General features: G+C 43.9%; 17 protein-coding genes. 12 read left to right on the top strand and 5 right to left on the bottom strand.

All coding sequences use genetic code 11. The features are described from left to right. The first annotated feature begins 81 nt into the window (after window positions 1-81). Window positions 82-1380, top strand: a complete 1299-nt coding sequence (locus KCV26_09955) for a hypothetical protein (protein WZX35647.1) — start codon at window positions 82-84, stop codon at window positions 1378-1380. 68 nt (window positions 1381-1448) lie between these two features. Here the strand turns inward: KCV26_09955 and KCV26_09950 are convergent, their stop codons facing one another. Further along, window positions 1449-2339 carry a cation transporter gene (locus tag KCV26_09950; protein WZX35646.1) on the bottom strand — a complete coding sequence of 297 codons (891 nt, stop codon included), beginning with the start codon at window positions 2337-2339 and terminating at the stop codon, window positions 1449-1451. Window positions 2340-2603: 264 nt separating this feature from the next. Between KCV26_09950 and KCV26_09945 the strand changes: the two genes are divergently transcribed. Both KCV26_09945 and KCV26_09940 read left to right on the top strand, forming a co-directional pair. Next, window positions 2604-4703, top strand: a complete 2100-nt coding sequence (locus KCV26_09945) for a S9 family peptidase (GenBank protein WZX38370.1) — start codon at window positions 2604-2606, stop codon at window positions 4701-4703. A gap of 39 nt (window positions 4704-4742) precedes the next feature. Next, on the top strand, window positions 4743-5102 hold the full coding sequence (locus tag KCV26_09940) for a DUF488 family protein (GenBank protein WZX35645.1): 360 nt from the start codon (window positions 4743-4745) through the stop codon (window positions 5100-5102). Window positions 5103-5123: 21 nt separating this feature from the next. On the opposite strand, the gene KCV26_09935 is transcribed toward KCV26_09940, so the two are convergent. Beyond that, a complete protein-coding gene (locus KCV26_09935) occupies window positions 5124-5711 on the bottom strand; it encodes a manganese efflux pump (GenBank protein WZX35644.1) in 588 nt (195 codons plus the stop codon). A gap of 341 nt (window positions 5712-6052) precedes the next feature. On the opposite strand from KCV26_09935, the gene KCV26_09930 reads away from it, so the two are divergent. From KCV26_09930 to KCV26_09890, 9 genes are all read left to right on the top strand, one after another. After that, window positions 6053-7390, top strand: a complete 1338-nt coding sequence (locus KCV26_09930; protein ID WZX35643.1) for a PQQ-dependent sugar dehydrogenase — start codon at window positions 6053-6055, stop codon at window positions 7388-7390. 9 nt (window positions 7391-7399) lie between these two features. Beyond that, window positions 7400-9436: a TonB-dependent receptor gene (locus KCV26_09925; GenBank protein ID WZX35642.1), complete on the top strand. Its 2037-nt coding sequence runs from the start codon at window positions 7400-7402 to the stop codon at window positions 9434-9436. Between the two features lie 113 nt (window positions 9437-9549). Further along, window positions 9550-10737 (top strand): glutamate-5-semialdehyde dehydrogenase, encoded by a 1188-nt coding sequence (locus tag KCV26_09920; protein WZX35641.1) that lies wholly within the window; start codon window positions 9550-9552, stop codon window positions 10735-10737. A gap of 1 nt (window position 10738) precedes the next feature. After that, window positions 10739-11506 carry a glutamate 5-kinase gene (gene proB / locus KCV26_09915; GenBank protein ID WZX35640.1) on the top strand — a complete coding sequence of 256 codons (768 nt, stop codon included), beginning with the start codon at window positions 10739-10741 and terminating at the stop codon, window positions 11504-11506. A 19-nt stretch (window positions 11507-11525) separates the two neighbouring features. Then, window positions 11526-12302 (top strand): NAD(P)-binding domain-containing protein, encoded by a 777-nt coding sequence (locus tag KCV26_09910; GenBank protein WZX35639.1) that lies wholly within the window; start codon window positions 11526-11528, stop codon window positions 12300-12302. An 88-nt stretch (window positions 12303-12390) separates the two neighbouring features. Then, window positions 12391-13716, top strand: a complete 1326-nt coding sequence (locus KCV26_09905) for a PhoH family protein (protein WZX35638.1) — start codon at window positions 12391-12393, stop codon at window positions 13714-13716. A gap of 137 nt (window positions 13717-13853) precedes the next feature. Then, window positions 13854-15221 (top strand): histidine--tRNA ligase, encoded by a 1368-nt coding sequence (locus KCV26_09900; GenBank protein ID WZX35637.1) that lies wholly within the window; start codon window positions 13854-13856, stop codon window positions 15219-15221. Window positions 15222-15224: 3 nt separating this feature from the next. After that, entirely contained in the window at window positions 15225-17159 is a 1935-nt protein-coding gene (locus KCV26_09895) for an ABC-F family ATP-binding cassette domain-containing protein (protein ID WZX35636.1), read from the top strand. A gap of 100 nt (window positions 17160-17259) precedes the next feature. Then, a complete protein-coding gene (locus KCV26_09890) occupies window positions 17260-17799 on the top strand; it encodes a 1-acyl-sn-glycerol-3-phosphate acyltransferase (protein ID WZX35635.1) in 540 nt (179 codons plus the stop codon). On the opposite strand, the gene dinB is transcribed toward KCV26_09890, so the two are convergent. The 3 genes from dinB to KCV26_09875 form a co-directional block, all read right to left on the bottom strand. Further along, complete coding sequence (gene dinB, locus KCV26_09885; GenBank protein ID WZX35634.1) at window positions 17789-18874, bottom strand: DNA polymerase IV; 1086 nt, start codon at window positions 18872-18874, stop codon at window positions 17789-17791. The genes KCV26_09890 and dinB overlap by 11 nt on opposite strands. 101 nt (window positions 18875-18975) lie before the next feature. Next, window positions 18976-19554, bottom strand: coding sequence for a DUF3575 domain-containing protein (locus KCV26_09880; GenBank protein WZX35633.1), 579 nt, complete (start codon window positions 19552-19554; stop codon window positions 18976-18978). 122 nt (window positions 19555-19676) lie between these two features. Further along, complete coding sequence (locus tag KCV26_09875; GenBank protein WZX38369.1) at window positions 19677-20255, bottom strand: DUF3575 domain-containing protein; 579 nt, start codon at window positions 20253-20255, stop codon at window positions 19677-19679. Window positions 20256-20441: the final 186 nt, after the last annotated feature.

Raw genomic sequence — 20441 nt, 5'->3', positions numbered from 1 at the left:
TTTCTGTGGATTGGATTTCCGGAATAGATTAAAAACAACCATCCACCTTTGATTTTTAATTTTTAAATAATAAAGACGAAAATGAGAAACGTTGATTTGTTGTTTTGTTTTTTGTGTTTGAATTTTCTTTTATCCGGCTATTGCATAGAAAACATCCACTCACAACCAATTAAAAATGATTTTTTTGTAGACATCACTCCCAATCAATTCAAAGGTTCTGACATTGAACGAATCCAACAAGCTATTCGTCTTGCCCAAAAAACTTCCCGAAAGGTGGTCATCCCGCAAAGCAATGCCAACGGTACACTTGCTTGGAAAATAGACCGGGCTATTTTACTGCCTTCAGACATAACCATCATTTTAGACAATTGCACCATCCAACTTTCCGATGAATGCCGCGACAATATGTTCAGAAGCGAAAATGTAGGAACAGGAATTGAACATCCTGTATGGTTGAATAACATACACCTTATCGGAGTAGGAAAAGTCCTGCTGAAAGGAGCCGATAATCCCCGCGCCACAGGAGATGCCTACCGCACACTGGTAATGGGAACCGGCAAAGGACGGATAAGCTACGGCAGTGACGCTGGAAAGAAAGGCGAAAAACAACGAGGCGACTGGAGGAACAACCTGATTCAGATTGCCTTAGTGGACGAATTTTCCATAAAAAATGTCACGATTCAAAACTCCCATGCCTGGGCCATGAGTTTTGAAAGGACAAAAAATGCCGAAATATCGGCCATCCGTTTCAATAATCCGGAAATCATTGAAATTAACGGAAAAAAAGTGAGTGTATATAATAAAGACGGTATAGATTTAAGGCATGGATGTAAATACTTTAAGATAGACGATATTTCCGGTTTAACCGGTGATGATTTTATCGCTTTATCAAGTTTGGATATTGAACCTTATTATCACTCAAACGGAGATATAAACTCGTATCAGGTGACCTCTACCCGCTGGAACGGTCCCGAGGACGACACCGAACAAATATTCATCACAAACTGCCGGACCAATTATCCGGGAGTAGCAATACGTGCCAGCGATAACGCAAGCATTCATCACGTATACATCGACGGAATTGTTGTAACAAACAGGCCTGACAGCCAGGCACCGTATATGGGAAGCCCTTATACCCTATACATAGGAGGCCGGGGATACGGTAAATTATCCATTGCCGGAAAAATCAACAATATCTATGCATCCAATTTAACAGGAGACGGGAAATCGTTGATTACTATTGAAGCTCCCATAACCGATTGCTTATTTATGAATGGAATTTATACCGGAACAGCGCCTTCGGCGATAACGTATAAAATAGATAAATCGGAAACAAAGAATATTATCGAAGTCAACTTGATAAAAACTTCAAAAGATTGAAAAAACAATGTATAAAATAAGCAAACGGTTCTATGGTCAGCAAACGGCTTGCGAAGCGACTTCATGCTTTAGCAACACTCCTCCAGCTCACAGTCTTCATCGGGTGTTTCAAACTCGATGGTAGAATGTTGTACATTTAGCGAGAACAGTCTCCTCCGGATCTCTTTCTTCAGACTATGCAGTTCAGCCATGGACAACGGTTTTGTAAGCACTACATGGATGGTCAGTACGTTATATTCTCCGTCCACCGACCAGACATGCAGGTCATGAACATTTTTTACGTTCATAAGCGCCATAACCGTCTTTTCAATCTCATCGATATTGATCAAATCGGGACTGCCTTGCAAAATAATCCGTAAACTCTCACGAATATTCCGGTATACGTTGAAAAGAATAAACACTGAAATGGCAATGGAAAGCAGCGGATCGATAAACGGTGCATCCACGAAATACATGACGCCGGCACCAAGAAGGACGGCCAGCCATCCCAGTACATCTTCAAGCAGATGCAACGAAACTACTTTTTCGTTCAATGAGCGTCCTTTACGCAGCTTCAGCACTGCTGTGCCGTTCACCACAACACCCAGCACGGCAAGTAAAAGCATTCCCTTTACATCGGGTTGCTGCGGGTTGAACAGCCGCGGAATGGCATTCATCAAAATAAGCACGCTGCCCACAGTCAATATCACCGAGTTGATCACAGCACCCATTAGGGAAAAGCGTTTGTAACCGTAGGTGTAGTTCCTGGTACGCGGACGCTTGGCAATTTTCTGAAAGTACCACGACAAGCCCAGCGAAAAACTGTCGCCTAAATCATGTACCGCATCAGACAGGATAGCGACACTGTTTGTCAGTATGCCACCTACGATCTCAATTACCGTAAAAAGGAGATTAAGAAAAAATGCCACCCGGATGTTCTTGACGTCCTCGTTGTGATGAGTATGATTGTGGTGTTGCATTTACTTGTTAAATGAGTTATTTGATATAACATAAGGATAATTTTTTTGTTCATAAAACACAATTATCAATAATAAATCATACATTTGCATCGTTTTAAATCCATATAAACAAACAATTTTTATACGGCCGGCTCAACCGGGATACTGTTTTTCTAAAAAATGCTGACAAAAAAGCATATAAATTGAACTCCATATTGTAAACGAATAAATCCAACAATAATGAAAAGCTGGAATTATATCCTTTCAATAGTTGCTGCAGCGTTGATGACCGCCTGCAACCCTTCGAAAAAAGAAACTGTCATGTTGAAACAATCAGATTTTCCCGCACCACCGGTAGCGGAAGTAATTCCCGACACATTCTCTAATTTCGGGCAAACGCGTATCGATAATTATTATTGGCTGAAGGACAAAAATAATCCGAAGGTGATTGATTACCTGAAAGCGGAGAATGCTTATACCGATACGGTTATGGCATCAACAAAAGCGTTGCAACAAACCATTTACGACGAAATTATCGGCCGGATAAAAGAAGACGATGAAAGTTACCCGTCGTTTTCCGACGGATACTATTATTACAGCCGCACCGAAAAGGGGAAACAATACCGGACCTATTGCCGGCGCAAAGGCACATTGGATGCGCCCGAAGAAATTATTTTCGACGTCAATAAAATGGCGGAAGGGAAGCCGGCATATATTTTCCGGGGATATTCCATTAGTCCCGACAACAGCAAAGCAGCCTATTTCTACAACGAAACCGGTTCCTATGCGGAATTTATTATGAAAGTGAAAGACCTTGCTTCGGGCAAGGATGTTGGATTTACGGTTAACGGCGCTACTTCCGTGGCCTGGGCAAACGATAACAAGACACTTTTTTACGGTATTGTCGACAACACGTTACGCTCCTACCGCATTTTACGTCAGGTACTGGATGGTTCCAGGGCCGACCTGGTATACGAGGAAACGGACGCACGGTTCTCTACTTACGTTTCGGGGAGCAAGACCAAACAATACATTTTTATCTCATCGGCAAGCTCCACTACCGCCGACGAACGCTATATTCCTGCAGATAAACCGCTCGAACAGTTCAAGGTGTTTCTGCCCCGTGTCCAAGACGTGGAATATTCAGTTTATCCGCACAAGGGGAAGTTTTTTGTCCGATACAAAGACAAGGAAAACCTGAACGGAAAAATTTACGAAACACCCTTGACAAGCCATGAAGACCGCAACACCTGGAAAGAGTTTCTAGCACACGACAAGAACGTTCGGATCGAAGGTATCGATATCCTGAGAGATTACGTGACAATCGAACTGCGCAGAAATGGGTTGAGTGAGATTATCGCGAAACCTGCTTCAGGCATAGGGGAAATTAAAACCATAGCTTTTCCTGAGCCGGTTTACTCGGCAGGATTAAACGGAAATCCAGAATACGATGCCACCACTTTCCGTTATTCCTATACATCACTCAACCGCCCCGGCACACTGTACGAATACAATATTGCTACAGGTGAGGCGGTAAAACTTAAAGAACAGGAAATTCCTTCGGGCTTCAATCCCGATGATTATGTGGTTGAGCGTCTTTGGGCAACTGCCCCCGATGGAGTGAAAGTGCCTATGGCCATCGTGTACAAGAAAGGATTAAAAAAGGACGGAACCAACCCCGCGTTGATCTATTCCTACGGAAGCTACGGAAGTAGTTCCGATGTGTCTTTCAGCGCTAGCCTTTACAGCCTCATTGATCGCGGCTTCGTGTATGCTCTGGCTCAGATACGTGGAGGAAGTGACCTTGGAGAACAATGGTACGAGGAGGGTAAACTGCTCCACAAGAAAAACACGTTTACCGATTTTATCGCATGCAGTGAACTGCTGGTCAACGAAAAATACACATCTACAAATAAGCTCGCAGCTATGGGCGGTAGCGCGGGCGGCCTGCTGATGGGGGCCGTCACAAACATGCGTCCGGATCTGTATCAAACCATCGTGGCACAAGTACCGTTTATAGACGTTATCAACACCATGCTGGATGACACGCTTCCACTCACTACAGGTGAATACGAGGAATGGGGCAATCCCTACGAAGAAGAATATTACAACTACATGCTCTCCTACTCGCCTTACGACAACATTAAAGCGCAAAACTATCCCAATATGCTCATTACTGGTGGCATTAACGACTCGCAAGTGCTTTTTCACGAACCCACCAAATATGTTGCCAAACTCCGTGCCCTAAAAACCGATGACAACCTCGTGCTATTGCACATGAATATGGATTCGGGACACGGCGGCGCTACAGGGCGTTACGACGGGATTAAAGATACAGCTTTTGAGTTTGCTTTTATTTTGAACAGAGTCGGGATTGAAAAGTAGTGTATCAAACCAAACTTACAGCTAAACGGTTTATCGCTTATGATAAAGATAAAACGCATATACGATTCTTCAGGAGATGAAGACGGCTGCCGTGTGTTGGTGGATCGTCTCTGGCCACGCGGCCTATCGAAAGAAAGCGCCCGGGTTGATGTATGGATGAAGGAAATCGCTCCATCTGCGATTTTACGGAAATGGTTCTGTCACGACACGGAAAAGTGGGAAGAATTCACCAAGCTCTACACCCGGGAACTTACTGAGAACAAACAGATGCTTCTGGAAATAAAGAGACTGGAGAAAGAACACAAGACGGTGACGCTTCTTTACGCTTCCAAAGACACAGAGCATAATCAGGCGCAAGTACTATACCGGGAGCTAAAGAAAATAGAGGCAAGCGAATAAAGAAACCTGCAAGTGTAGTTATCACGCCCCGTGCAGGAGATGCTGGAAAAGAATTTTCATCCCTATCGCAATCAGGATGATACCGCCCAGCATTTCGATGTTGAGCCGTAACCTCCGGCCAAATCGTACTCCTATAAACATTCCCGAAAAAGCGAAGAACAAGGTAACCAAACCTATGGTTATCGTTGCCGTTGATATGGTTCCCGGATAAGAAACGAAAACTAGCCCGGTAGCCATGGCGTCTATACTGGTAGCAAAAGCCAGTACAACTACTTTTCTCCAATCAACAACAATATCTTCCTGACAATCGCAACCTACACATACCTCATGAGGTTTGGAGATAAAGCTTTCGTATATCATTTTTATCCCGATAACCGAAAGAATAAAGAAGGCAAACCAATGGTCAAAAAGCTGCATCCATGAAGCAAAACTTATTCCGAGCACATACCCAACAAATGGCATCAGCCCTTGAAACAATCCAAAAACGGCAGCTATCTTCAACGATCTCCACAGGTAAAAACGCTGCCGGCACATTCCTTTCCCGACACAAACGGCAAACGAATCCATAGCCAAGCCAATGGCAATAAGCATTATCGAAATATAATCCACAACTATTTTTCAAAAAACGCACAAAGGTAAGGGATTTTCGGGAAACAATCGGAGAAAATGAAACTGTTTTGAATTTTTCATGCCCTGTTTTATGCCTGTTTTTGATGGATTTGACATTTCAGTTCGTACAGAATAGCGGGTTATTTTAAAGAAATCAAAATTCAAAACAGTCTCTATCAACATCGCTAAATTTTTTGATGAATTCTCGTTAATTAGAAATTTTATGTTATTTTTGCCTTCTCTCCTGATTAACAAAAAATTGTCCTATGAAAAATAGAAATTTATTCTTACTGCTGGGCCTTGTCCTGATAATAATTCAAGTAGCTCATTCCTGTAAAAATATGCCTCGAGCAACTCAGGCCCGCGACGCTGCAACAAACTACCGCATGTTTTGTGCTGGATGCCACGGCGACAATTTAGAAAAATTTGCCGCCAAACAATGGATGGAGGAAGCGGGAACCGCATCGGTAGAACGAAGCATCAGAAACGGGATATTGGATATCGGGATGCCCGCTTTTGCAAAAACTTTTTCCGACAGGGAAATAAAAGAGCTGGCTGGTTACGTTAAAAAAGGAATCCCCGCCGACAGAGCGCTACTCAAACCGGCTGTGACGGCTGAGGGAATTGTTAAATCGGAAGAATACAATTTCGTGATCGACACCGTGGTTACCGGATTGGAAGTTCCCTGGGGTTTGGCTTTTCTACCTAATGGAGATTTATTGATTTCGGAAAGAAAAGGAGCACTGCACACCTTCTCCAACGGAAGACTATCTGCACCGATAGAAGGATTGCCGCCCATTATGGCTTTTGGACAAGGCGGATTGTTGGATCTGGCTCTTCATCCCGATTACGATAAAAACAGCTGGATCTACATTTCCTATTCAGCTCTCGACACCACGAGCGAAAAAAGAACCGGATCCACCGGAGTAATGCGCGCTCGTTTGAGCGAAAATAAATTGACGGATCAGGAAATTCTTTTTATTGGGTTACCGGCCACCGATCGCGGACATCACTGGGGATGTAAGCTTGCATTCGATGGAAAGGGCTATCTGTTTTTTGGGGTAGGTGAACGCGGTCAACATTTCGATTTTCCGCAGAGACTCGACAATACAAACGGAAAGATACACCGCATTCACGACGATGGAAGAATCCCGGCCGATAATCCTTTCGTAAACACTCCCGGGGCCATTAAATCCATCTACAGCTACGGCCACCGCAATCCACAGGGTACGGTTATCCACCCCACAACAGGTGATGTATGGGAAACCGAACACGGTCCTATGGGCGGTGACGAACTGAATCTGATAAAGCCCGGAATGAATTACGGCTGGCCAGTCATTTCCTACGGAATCAACTACGACGGAACCGTTCTTACCGAACTGACAGAAAAAGAAGGAATGGAGCAGCCGGTTTTCCAATGGACACCATCTATCGCTCCCTGTGGGATGACAGTTGTCACCGGTGATCGGTTTAAAAAATGGGAAAACAACATGTTGGTCGGTTCACTCCGGTTCGATTACATCGAACGGATGGTGTTAGACGGCCAAAAAGTTGTCCACACCGAAAAATTGGCCGAGGGCATAGGCCGGGTAAGAAACGTGGTGATGAGTCCCGACGGGTTGGTTTATATCGGTTTGGAGGAACCGGGAATGATTGTCCGGCTCGTACCGGTGGAATAAACCCGTAAAATGTTGAAAAAAAGAATACGCTTTTTTTTAGGTATTATTTTCTTACCGCTAGCTATTGATGCACAGGAGCTGTCGCCCCGGAAGGAAGATTCAACCCTTCTTCTCCAGGAAGTGATTGTGAATGCGTATCAAGTGAATACGAGATGGCACAACGTCCCCGGCAGCATTTCGGTTCTGTCGGGGAGAGAGGTACAGGCAGGCGACGGTAACAATTTCGCATCAGTACTGCATGCCCTTCCCGGCATTTACATGCACAGCGGGACATACGCCACGAACCGTATAGTGATCCGGGGAGTGGGAAGCAGAACACCTTACAACACCAACCGCATCAAAGCGTACCTGAACGATATTCCCCTCACTTCATCCGACGGAATTTCTTCACCCGAAGACATCGACTTGTCCGGAATCGGGAGGATAGAAATTACCAAAGGGCCGGCCTCTGCGCTTTATGGCTCCGGACTTGGCGGCAACATCAACCTGTTCACCCAGGATTCATACAGAAACTCCTTCAACGCCCTGTTGCAACAAGGAAGTTTCAATACCCTGAAAGCAGCTATAGGAAGCAGCTTCCACCACAACGACCTGGATATTTCCGGAAACATCAACCATACCCGTTCCGACGGATACCGGGAAAACAATCATTTCCGGCGGACATCGTTACTCTCGTCAGGAAGTTGGGAAAAGCCGGAACATGCACTGGAATACACGCTGCTTTTGCTAGACATGAATGCAGGAATTCCGAGTTCCATTGGCGAGTCATTATTCAAAACCGATCCAAAAGCGGCAGCCCCCAACTGGGAAACAATCGGGGGTTTCAAAGAGTATCGCCGCGGACTTGCAGGCATTACGCTTGAAAATCGGTTGTCTGGTGTTTTGAATAACCGACTTACGTTTTTCGGAAGATGGGTGGAAAGTTACGAGAAACGACCTTTCAACAACCTGACCGATGGATCACGGGGTGGTGGAATAAGGAACAAGCTGAATTATCACGCCGAAAAATACGATGCCGTGATCGGTTTGGAATGGATTACCGACACATACCGATGGAAGCTGGATCTGCAGGACGAAGTCATCAACAAAAACAGCGAAGCCCGAAACCACCTAAATGTGTTTGCCATGACCTATTTTCGACCATCGTTGAAATGGAATGTTTCGCTGGGTGGGGCCGTTAACAAAATCGGGTATGAGCTGACGGATAAGTTCCCCGGTAACGGCAACCAAAGTGGGAACCGCGGTTTTCCGGTTATTTTTTCTCCCCGGTTGGGAGTAAATTATGCACCCGGCAATAGGATGGCCTTGTATGCGTCCGTGGGACACGGATTTTCGATGCCGTCTCCCGAAGAAACATTGCTCCCTGAAGGCAATATCAACAAAGAACTTCAACCTGAACAGGGTTGGCAATATGAAGCGGGTATCCGGTTGAATTTGCTGCGCAACACTGCGCAGGTTGAAGCAACGGTCTACCAGATAAACTTAAATAATCTGTTAGTAACAAAGCGTTTAACCGAAGACATCTTTACAGGTATCAATGCTGGAAAAACCCGTCACCGGGGGGTTGAGTTGTTGTGGAAACAGCAGATTTTTCATAACCTTAATTTTCCAGGGAATCTCCATATGAATGCCAATTACACCTTTTCTCAAAACCGATTTATCGATTTTACCGACGACAACAAGACCTATGACGGTAACCTGCTCCCCGGTATTCCGTCGCATCTTTTCCAGACGACGTTGGTTTGGAATCCCTTAAAACAGCTGGTTTTGAATGTTCGGTTTCAATATACGGGTGAACAACTCATAGATGATGCCAATACTGTGACAAACGACGCCTATTTCTTATCGGATGGAAAAGTAAGTTATCTTTTTAAAACAACGCGGTTGGGAAATGTAGAGTTGTACGCTGGCATGAACAACATAACCGATACCCTTTATTCACCTATGCTCAACGTGAATGCCGTCGCTTTCGGCAATGCCGAACCAAGATACTATTATCCCGGTCTTCCGAGGCATTACTACTGCGGTGTTTCGTGGAGTTTTTAAGCAGGTAAGAAGAAATAAGCTTAATTACAGCTTTATTATTTTGAAATAGAAACCAATAAAATTAGAATAAATTGCTATCTTTGCAGCTTAATTCCATACTATTTCACATAAAAATGGTTATCTCCTCAAAAAATAACGTTTTGCTCGGCTTAGCTGATTTATTGAAAAGAAATAAATCGGAAATTCTGCGGAAAAATGCACTGGATATGGATTCGTTTGCCGATATGGACGAGTCGATGAAAGACCGTCTGAAAGTAGATGAGAATAAAGTTGACGGAATGATCCGTTCTCTTCGGGAAGTGGCAGAACAAGAGGATCCCGAAGGTAGGATCCTGTACGATTTTACCCGCTCAGACGGGTTAAGAATAGTCAACCGTTCCGTTCCGTTCGGAACCATTCTTATTATTTATGAATCGCGCCCCGACGTAACCATTGAAGCGGCAGCCACGGCATTCAAGGCAGGTAACCGTATCTTACTTAAAGGAGGAAAAGAATCCTTCCTTACAAACACCTACCTGACGGAGTTGTGGCAACAATCATTGTCTGCAAACGGCTTTGATGCTTATTTTGTGGAATACCTGAACTTATCACGCAACGAAACGCAACAGCTGATCAGGGAAAATACCCGCAACGTCGATATCATCATTCCCCGTGGAGGAGATAAGCTTATTAATTTTGTGACCGAAAATTCATCGGTACCCGTAATTGTGAGTGGCAGGGGCAATAATTTTATGTACGTAGATGATAATTGCGATACAGAAATGGCTGCCCGTCTTATTATCAACGGTAAGAAACGCATCAGCGTCTGCAATGCGCTCGATAAAGTATTGGTGAATGAGAACCTGCCGGAACTGGCAGAGAAAATTTCCGGTTTTGTTTCACAACTTCAAGGAAAAGGAATTGAGGTTTGGGGCGATAAAAAAGCCGCATCAGTATGTAGCCGTATCCAGGAAACCAACGATGAGGCTGTCCTTTTTGAAGAATTTATGGCACCGAAAATCTATTTTTCGCTGGTTGGTGATATGAACAAGGCGGTGGATATGATAAACCGTTATTCCGGTGGCCATTCGGCAGTTATAGTAACCCAGGATGAGTCAAAAGCCGACATATTTATGCAAAAAGTGGATTGTGCAGCCGTCTACCACAATGCCTCCACCCGGTTTACCGATGGCGGGCAGTTCGGTGTAGGAGGAGAAATTGCCATCAGCACGCAAAAGCTTCATTTCCGAGGCCCTCTTGGCACACAAGAACTGGTTACCAACAAATGGTTTGTTTACGGTGACGGCCAGATACGCGAATAATATGAGAAAAAAACTGATTATAAAAATAGGTACCTCCACGCTCACGGCTGGAACGAACCGAATTTCGTTTGCGGTTATCGAAAGTTTAGCCCGGCAAATTGTTGAATTAAAGAAAGAGTACGATATCGTGATCGTTTCTTCGGGTGCCATTGCTACAGCACGACAATTCGTGGAGATCAACGGTTTTCATAAGAACGTGGATTCTAAACAGGCCATGGCAGCTATCGGCCAAACCAAACTGATGGAATTGTACGACGACATTTTCCGCACTTTCGGATTGAACATCGCACAAATACTGCTTACATACCGGGATTTTGAAAACGAAACTGCTAACGAGAACACCCGTAACACCATCAATAAACTCTGGGAAGTAGACTATATTCCTATCGTGAACGAAAACGACACGGTCTCCATTGAGGAGATTGTATTGGGAGACAACGATAAGCTTTCCGCACTGGTTGCGGTTATCACCAAAGCCGACTTGCTTATTCTTGTTTCCGATATCGACGGTATATATACCTGCAACCCACACCTGCATCAGGATGCAGAATTGATAACAAGCGTAACTGACCTCAATTCCATTACCCATTGCGTTGAAGAGAAAGAGTCAACACTGGGTACCGGTGGAATGTCATCCAAGATTTACGCAGCCGAAGTTTGCATGAGGCATCGTGTGGAAATGTGGATCGTGAACGGACAACGGGCCAACTACATTATTAAGGCGCTTAACGGAGGGATTCCGTTTACAAGGTTTAAGGCAAAAGAATAAGAAATATCAAACACCAATTATGAACTACGGATTTATCGGTTTCGGGAATTTGGCCAAAGCTGTTTATCAGGGACTTAAAAAAGTAAACAATATCCAATTTGCTTACTTCACCCGAAGCAAGAAAGAGGTAAGCATTCCTTTCTTCGACTGTATCGAAGAGTTGGTTTCTTTTGCCGATGTAATCTGGATCACCGTTAAGCCACAGGATATAAAAGGGATTCTTGAAAAGCTGCAACCGCTGAATCTTGAAGGAAAGCTGATCGTTTCACCCGTTGCAGGAAAGAGCATCGCATTTATCGAAAATTATTTGGGGAAGGAAGTTCCGATTGTCCGCATAATGCCTAATCTGGCGATGGCTTACCAGAAATCGGTTACGGCCTTTGCCACAAACCAACCCCTCAATCCAGCTACGGACGCTATTTTTGAAACCCTTACCCGGCTTGGCAAAGCCGTAAAACTAAACGAAAAAGGATTCGACCTGTTCACATCGGTTTTTGGGAGCGGCCCCGCATTTATTTTAGCATTCATCCAGATTTTCAAGGATAAAATGAAGGAATTTGAACTGCCGGGAAACGTTCTCGATGAACTTTTGCTCGAACTCACACAAGGCACCACACTCTATTTTGCCGAAAATCAGTCCAGCTACAGCATTGAGGAACTCATCCGGAACATAACCAGCAAGGGAGGTACTACCCAGGCTGGACTGGATCATTTTCACCGTCACAAGATCGGCAAGCATTTCGAAGGAGTGCTGGATGCCGCAAAGAATCGGTCGGAAGAAATGAGTAAAAATTGAACAGAACAAAAATCTTTTCTTTGCGTTTATAACAAAGATTTTTATTACCAAAGTCAGCAGTGAAACATACCACAAAACAATAGAGTATATGGCTAACAAGAAAAATTTTATCATCGACACAAACGTTATTCTTCACGATTACAGTTTTATCGAAAATTTTGAAGAAAACGACATTTACATTCCGTTTGTTGTTCTGGAAGAACTTGACAAATTCAAAAAAGGCAATGAACAAATCAACTTCAACGCACGGGCTTTCGTGCGCGAACTGGACCTGATCACCGACGACAATTTGTTTAAACAAGGCGCTGATCTGGGCGTAGGACGCGGAAAGTTATACATTGTGAATAGCGTGAAAACGCACGATAAAATTATTGAAGCATTTCCCGAAAGAACTCCCGATAACCGCATCTTATCTACCGTTTTGGATGTAACGGAAAAACATCCTAAAATGAAAACCATTCTTGTCACCAAAGACATCAACCTGCGTATGAAAGCGCGTTCCCTGGGTATTCCGGTGGAAGATTACATCAACGACAAGGTTATCGATATCGATGTTTTCGGCAGAGGTGAGCAAGTGATTGAAGGATTGAATCCCGAACTGATTGATAAGATCTACGCGCAACCTACGGGAGTTGATGTGGATGAATTTACCTTCGACAATCCACTCGTTCCGAACGACTCTTTTGTACTGAAGAGTGAACGCAACAGTGTTTTGGCAAGATACAATCCGTTTACGCAAAAGATCATCCGTGTAGACAAAGAACCCAGCTTCGGAATTTCACCCCGAAACGCAGAACAGACATTTGCCCTCGGCGTTTTAAACGACCCCGACATCAAGTTGGTAGGGATCACCGGAAAAGCGGGAACAGGTAAGACATTGCTGGCATTAGCCGCCGCCCTGAAACAAAGCAAGCAATACAACCAGATTTTGCTCGCTAGGCCCATTGTTTCCTTATCCAACAAGGATCTGGGATATTTACCGGGCGACGAAAAACAAAAAATAGCCCCCTATATGCAGCCGCTGTTCGACAACCTGAATGTAATAAAATCACAGCTCGGACAAAACAGTGCTGAACTTCGCTCCATTGATGAGATGCAGAAATCCGGAAAACTTGAGATCGAGGCCCTGGCATTTATCCGCGGGCGCAGCTTAAGCGAAACGTATTGCATTGTTGATGAAGCCCAGAACCTAACGCCACACGAAGTGAAAACCATCATTACCCGCGCAGGGGAAGGTACTAAAATGGTTTTTACGGGCGACCTGCAACAGATCGACTCACCTTACCTCGACTCTCAATCCAACGGCCTGGCATACATGATCGACAAGATGAAAGGGCAGCATGTTTTTGCTCACGTAAATCTGGTAAAAGGCGAAAGGAGCGAATTATCGGAATTGGCAAGCAATCTTTTATAGATTCAAGAACAAAGACTTTGTTGAACTCATTCAAGCGTGTTGCAAATTACTGCAATGCGCTTTTGTTATGGCCGAAACAGATACCACGGTAACTCAAAATTCATTATCTTTGCAGTTCCAAACAAAGAAAATCAACGATGCAAAAACCCTCCATACCTAAAGGTACGCGTGATTTTTCGCCCGAAGAAATGGCGAAACGCAACTATATTTTTGATACAATCAAAAACGTATATCGCCTCTACGGATTCCGGCAGATTGAAACACCTGCTATGGAAAATCTTTCCACGCTGATGGGGAAATACGGTGAAGAGGGCGATAAGCTCCTGTTCAAAATCCTTAACTCGGGTAACTTTCTTTCGAGTATAAGTACTGATGATGTAAAGGAAGGGAACTCGGCAAAAACGGCCGGTAAGATTTCAGAAAAAGGATTGCGATACGACCTTACCGTACCCTTTGCCCGATACGTAGTAATGCACCGCAATGAGATATCTTTTCCTTTCAAGCGGTTTCAAATTCAACCCGTCTGGCGCGCAGACCGGCCGCAAAAAGGACGTTATCGCGAATTTTTTCAATGCGATGCTGACGTGGTAGGTTCCGACTCATTGCTTAACGAGGTGGAGCTGATACAAATTATTGACGAAGTATTCCGCAGACTCAATATCCGTGTATCGGTAAAACTCAATAACCGGAAAATCCTTTCAGGGATTGCCGAAATTATCGGCGAGGCCGATAAGATCACCGACATTACCGTTGCCATCGATAAGTTGGATAAAATCGGGCTGGCTAACGTGAATGAAGAGCTCCGGGGAAAAGGCATTTCCGAAACCGCCATACAACAACTGCAACCCATTATTCTGATTGGAGGAACCAATAATGAGAAACTGACAACACTTAAAAGCGTGCTGTCTTCTTCCGAAACTGGCCTGAAAGGTGTGGAAGAGCTGGAATTCATTCTCAATAAAACCGGGCTGCTAACTATCGGTTGCGGCCTCGAACTTGACCTCACCTTGGCTCGCGGCCTCAATTATTATACTGGAGCCATCATCGAAGTAAAAGCGTTGGATGTGGAAATAGGAAGTATCACGGGCGGAGGCCGTTACGACAACCTTACGGGTATTTTCGGACTTTCGGGTGTATCGGGTGTTGGAATCTCTTTCGGTGCCGACCGTATTTACGATGTGCTTGATCAACTCAGTCTCTTTCCCGATAACTCCACGCACACAACCGATGTGCTGTTCGTTAACTTTGGCGACAAGGAAGAGTCATGCCTGCTCCCCATCCTCTCGCAATTGCGAAGCAACGGGATTTGTGCCGAAATTTATCCCGAAGCCGCCAAGATGAAAAAGCAAATGTCGTATGCCGACAATAATAACATTCCTTTTGTGGCATTGGTGGGAGAAAACGAAATAAAAGAGGGGAAAGTTACGCTGAAAGAGATGCAATCGGGAGAACAAACGGCTCTGTCTGTTGATGAACTTATTCAAAAACTGGCACATCAAAAGTAATCCATGATTTCCATCGAAAATCTAACCGTTCAGTTCGGCGGGTTTACCCTGCTCGATGAAATTTCTTTTGTTCTGAACAAGGACGAACGAATTGCACTCGCCGGGAAAAACGGCGCGGGAAAATCCACGCTGTTAAAACTTATGGCGGGAGCACAACAGCCTACAAGCGGCATCATTTCGTACCCGAAAGAAGTCACGGTGGGCTACCTGCCACAACAGATGAAGCTCAGCAATGAACGAACGGTAAAGGAAGAGGCAGCACTTGCGTTCGAGCACTTAAAAAAACTGGAACAGGAACTGGAAGTGCTTCACCGGCAATTGGCTGAACGGACCGATTATGAATCGGACGAATACCACCATATTATTCAACGATCCACCGACGTGCAGGAGTTGCTTCTGATGTCGGGCATCAATGATTTTGAAGCCGAAACCGAGAAAACACTACTGGGGTTAGGATTCAATCGTTCCGACTTTAACCGCCCGACGCAAGAATTCAGCGGTGGATGGCGGATGCGCATTGAGCTGGCCAAGATCCTGCTCCAATCACCCGACGTACTTCTGCTGGATGAGCCGACCAACCACCTGGACATTGAATCTATCCAATGGCTAGAGACCTTCCTTATCTCACGAACCAATGCCGTGATGCTGGTTTCACACGACAAAGCTTTTTTAGACAACGTAACCAACCGCACTATCGAAATTGTGTTGGGGAATATCCACGATTACAAAGTAAATTACTCCAAATACCTCGAACTTAGAAAAGAGAGGCGTGAACAACAGCAACGGGCTTACGAAAATCAGCAGAAACAAATTCAGGATACCGAGGCATTCATCGAACGGTTTCGATACAAAGCCACCAAATCCAACCAGGTACAGTCACGCATCAGACAACTCGAAAAAATCGAACGCATTGAAGTGGATGAAGTGGACAATTCACGCCTGAATTTAAAGTTTCCTCCTGCACCACGATCAGGCTCCTATCCGGTCGTTACTGAAAATTTAGCCAAAAAATATGGCGATCATCAGGTATTCTCAAACGTAACACTGACCATCAACCGGGGTGAGAAAGTTGCTTTTGTGGGAAAAAACGGCGAGGGAAAATCAACACTGGTGAAATGCATTATGGGAGAGATTGGGTTTGATGGGAATCTGGAGCTCGGACATAACGTAAAAATTGGTTATTTTGCTCAGAACCAGGCACTGTTACTCGATGAAAACCTGACGGTTTTTGAAACCATCGACTACGTTGCTGTAGGTGATATCCGAACCAAAATCCGGGATATACTGGGAGCATTTATGTTTGGCGGTGAAGCATCCGATAAAAAAGTAAAAGTATTGTCCGGCGGCGAACGCACCCGGTTGGCGATGATCCGACTCTTGCTCGAACCGGTGAACCTGCTTATTCTCGATGAGCCGACCAACCACCTGGATATTGCATCGAAAGAAGTATTGAAAAAGGCCATTCGCGAATTCGACGGCACAGCCATCATCGTGTCGCACGACCGGGATTTTCTCAATGAACTCGTTAGCAAAGTCTATGAGTTTGGCGGTGGCGGAGTACGGGAGCATATGGGTGGAATTTATGATTTCCTATCCAAAAAGAAACTTGAGAACCTTCAACAACTGGAATTATCAAAATCTCCTGCTACATCCAAGCAGAAAGAAAAAGAAGAACACCTGTCAGAAAATAAGCTTTCGTATCAGGAACAGAAAGAACAAAACCGGTTAATTAAGCGAAAAGAAAAAGAAGTGCAGGAAGCCGAAGAGAAAATCACTAAAATGGAAGAACGTTTATCGGAAATGGAAACGCAATTATCCACACCCGAAGGCGCAGTCAATTTCGATTTATTGCAAAAGTACCTGGAGACCAAGAATAAATTAGACGCTGTGATGAACAAATGGGAACGCATAACGTTGGAATTAGAGAACTTAAAATAGAATATATGATAGATTTTCATCATCGTTCAATATGACAATTTAACCCTATCACAGTATTTTTTTCGTCTAAAAAATTAAAAATAAAAAACGTTGAACTAAAATGAGACTTAGCAAATTCATATTAAACAAAATACTTGGCTGGAAAGTTATAAACACCCTACCCGATGCATCCAAGTGCATCATTGTAGTTGCACCGCACACAAGCAACTGGGACTTTATTATTGGTAAACTCGCCTACTCCTCTATAGGCAGAACCGCCAATTTTTTGATAAAAAAAGAATGGTTCATTTTTCCATTTAATCTCTTCTTCAAAAGTATCGGAGGGATTCCGGTGGAACGAAGCAAAAATAATTCAATGACCGGTTTTTTGGCGGCAGAGTTTGAAAAACACAACAAACTACATCTAGCCATTACTCCCGAAGGAACCCGTAAGCCGGTGAAAGAATGGAAAAAAGGATTTTATTTTATTGCCGTGAAGGCTAATGTTCCTATTCTATTGATCGGATTGGACTATAGCAAAAAAGAAGCCTCACTTCTCGACCTGTTCTATCCGTCGGGCGACTACAAAACCGATATTGTGAAGATCAAATCCTATTACAAGGACATCAAAGGGAAACATCCTGAGAATTTCATTCTTTAAACTCAAGGGTTAACTGAAGCGGTTGGTTTGTCAAAACTACCTGGTCGGTACCGGCATTTTTCAAAGTCAATCCCATTAACCGGATTTTTCGCTCTTCGATATCGTCTACTTGTAGAAGCAATTCTTTGCCTATGTCGAAAAGCTGATCATACGTCCTTAAATAATTGACAACGGTTCTACTACGGGTAACAACGGCAAAGTCAGCGTATTTAATTTTCAGGGTCACTGTTTTTGCCAGAAAACCTCTTTTCTCGGCTCTACGGTGTACTTCACGGGCAATATCGTCCAGGGCACGTAACAGATCAACCAGTTCGTGAAGGTCTTCTGCAAACGTCTCTTCTGCACCCAACGATTTTCGTACGTATTCCGACTCCACTTCTCGCTCATCGATCCCGCGGGCAAACTGATGATACAGGGCTCCGGCCTTACCGAAATGGTGTACAAGCTCCTTTTCCGAATGCTGTTTCAGGTCGAATCCATTTCTTATTCCTAATTCGTGCATCCGATGGGCGGTAACCCTGCCTACACCAAAGAACTTTTCAATGCCCAGCTTCTCGAGAAACTTTTCAGCTTTTTCAGGCGTAATCACGTATAACCCGTTTGGTTTATTGTAATCGGAAGCGATTTTAGCTAAAAACTTATTGTAGGAAACTCCGGCAGAGGCTGTTAACCGGGTCTGGCAGTGAATCTTTTGCTTAATTTCTTTAGCGATTTGCGTCGCAAACTCCATCACTTTCTTATTTTCCGTAACATCCAAAAATGCTTCATCGAGAGAGAGCGGCTCCACCTTATCGGTATATTCACGAAAAATCTGCATAATCTGGTTCGATACCGTTTTGTAAACTTCAAAACGAGGCATCACAAAAATTAAATGGGGACATTTCCTCAATGCCGTTACCGATGCCATCGCAGAGTGAACACCATATTGACGGGCTTCATAACTTGCAGCTGCCACTACGCCACGCTTACCGCCATAACCTACTGCAACAGGTTTACCGCGATATTCGGGATTATCGCGTTGTTCTATGGAAGCATAAAACGCATCCATATCTATATGGATAATTTTACGAAGCATGGTAGCAAATTTACGGTAAATAAATACAAATCAAAGCAAAGACCGAGTTATTTTAAAAAACAGACTTTAAAAACATAAAAAATCTGCACTCTGCATCCTGATCAAAAGACATACGCAACAGAGACTGCGCCTTTGGTAGGACCAAAATAGTGTTTTCGCCCTTCGTTTATTTTGAATCCTTCCTTTCCTTTTGAGAAAACATCGTAGTTTAATCGGCCATAACCAGCGCCTCCCGTTACTTCCAGCAACAGACTATTTCCAACTATCCAGGTATAGCCATAGCTCAATCCAACCCCATTCACCACCCCCTGATAACGGCGATCTTTCAATGCTGCCAACCTGTCGAAGGGAAGATTCAATCCCCCTACATTAAATTCAGCAAAAACACCGTGCAACCCTAAAAAATGTCCATTAAACGGTTCCCAAAACCAATAGCGAACCTCGGGCCAAATAATCCAATGCTTCCATTGCTGCCCGTCCCCAAACTCAAAAGGATTATAACCTCCGGAAAGTTCAAAAGTCATGTTGTTCCAAAAAGCGACTTCAATCCCTATGTTCGGCGTAACGGTTGCCCAATGCGGGATATTTGTCTTTACACCTACAATTTTCTGTGCGTCAACGCTATAAAAGAATAGGATGCAAAACAGATTTAGCAAAACTATTTTCCTTGTTGAGTTCATAATTGCCTTCGTATTGTTTCCGGATATTTGCTTCTGCATACAAAGATAGCCGGATTTGCAAAAACCCGGCTATTCTTTTTGGAAAAAAGTTATTAATTTCCGATGAATACCACCTTCTTCCCTTAACGGATGATATAAATTAAAGACAATGCTCCTTTGGTAGGGCCAAAATAATTTTTTGTGTTCTCTCCCGTTTTCTGACCGTTGTTCCCCAATGAATACACATCATAGTTGAACCTGGCAAAACCTCCTCCTGCAGTTATCTCAATCCCCCATCTGTCGTTCAAGACCCATCTATAACCGTAACTCAGCCCAACGCCAATGGCGCTCCCCTGATAACGGCGGGTTTTAAGTCCTGCAAAGCGATCCCAAGGCAAATCCAACCCGCCGATATTGTATTGACCGGCCACACCGTGAAGACCAAAAAAATGTCCGCTGTCAGGTTGATACAACCAATACCTCAATTCAGGCCAAATGACCCAGTGTTTCATCTGTTTCGTGTCACCGAATTTGAACGGATTAAATCCAGCCGTGAACTCCAGGCTGAGGTTCTCACCCAATACATATTCAAACCCTACATTGGGAGTTGCCGTAAACCAGTACGGAACATTGGTTTTAACAGAAATCTCTTGAGCATGGGTACTGACAAATAATCCTGTCGTTAGGAAAAAAATCAGGGATAGTGTTTTTAACTTGTACATCATTTTGCTTCATTTTTTGTGATATCTATTATTCAAAACAACTTTAGTGATAAAAAGTTTGGGAATAACGAGATTACCCTAAATAAATCCATAAACACACATTTTCAATACTAATTTACAATAATTATTGTTAACGTATAATTTTATATAATAATATTTATGAATTTAATGCTTATTTAAAACAAC

The sequence above is a fragment of the Petrimonas sulfuriphila genome, from assembly GCA_038561985.1.
Taxonomy (GTDB): domain Bacteria; phylum Bacteroidota; class Bacteroidia; order Bacteroidales; family Dysgonomonadaceae; genus Petrimonas; species Petrimonas sulfuriphila.
Note: the sequence above shows the minus strand (reverse complement) of the source record. Positions and strands in the feature narration are given on the sequence as shown.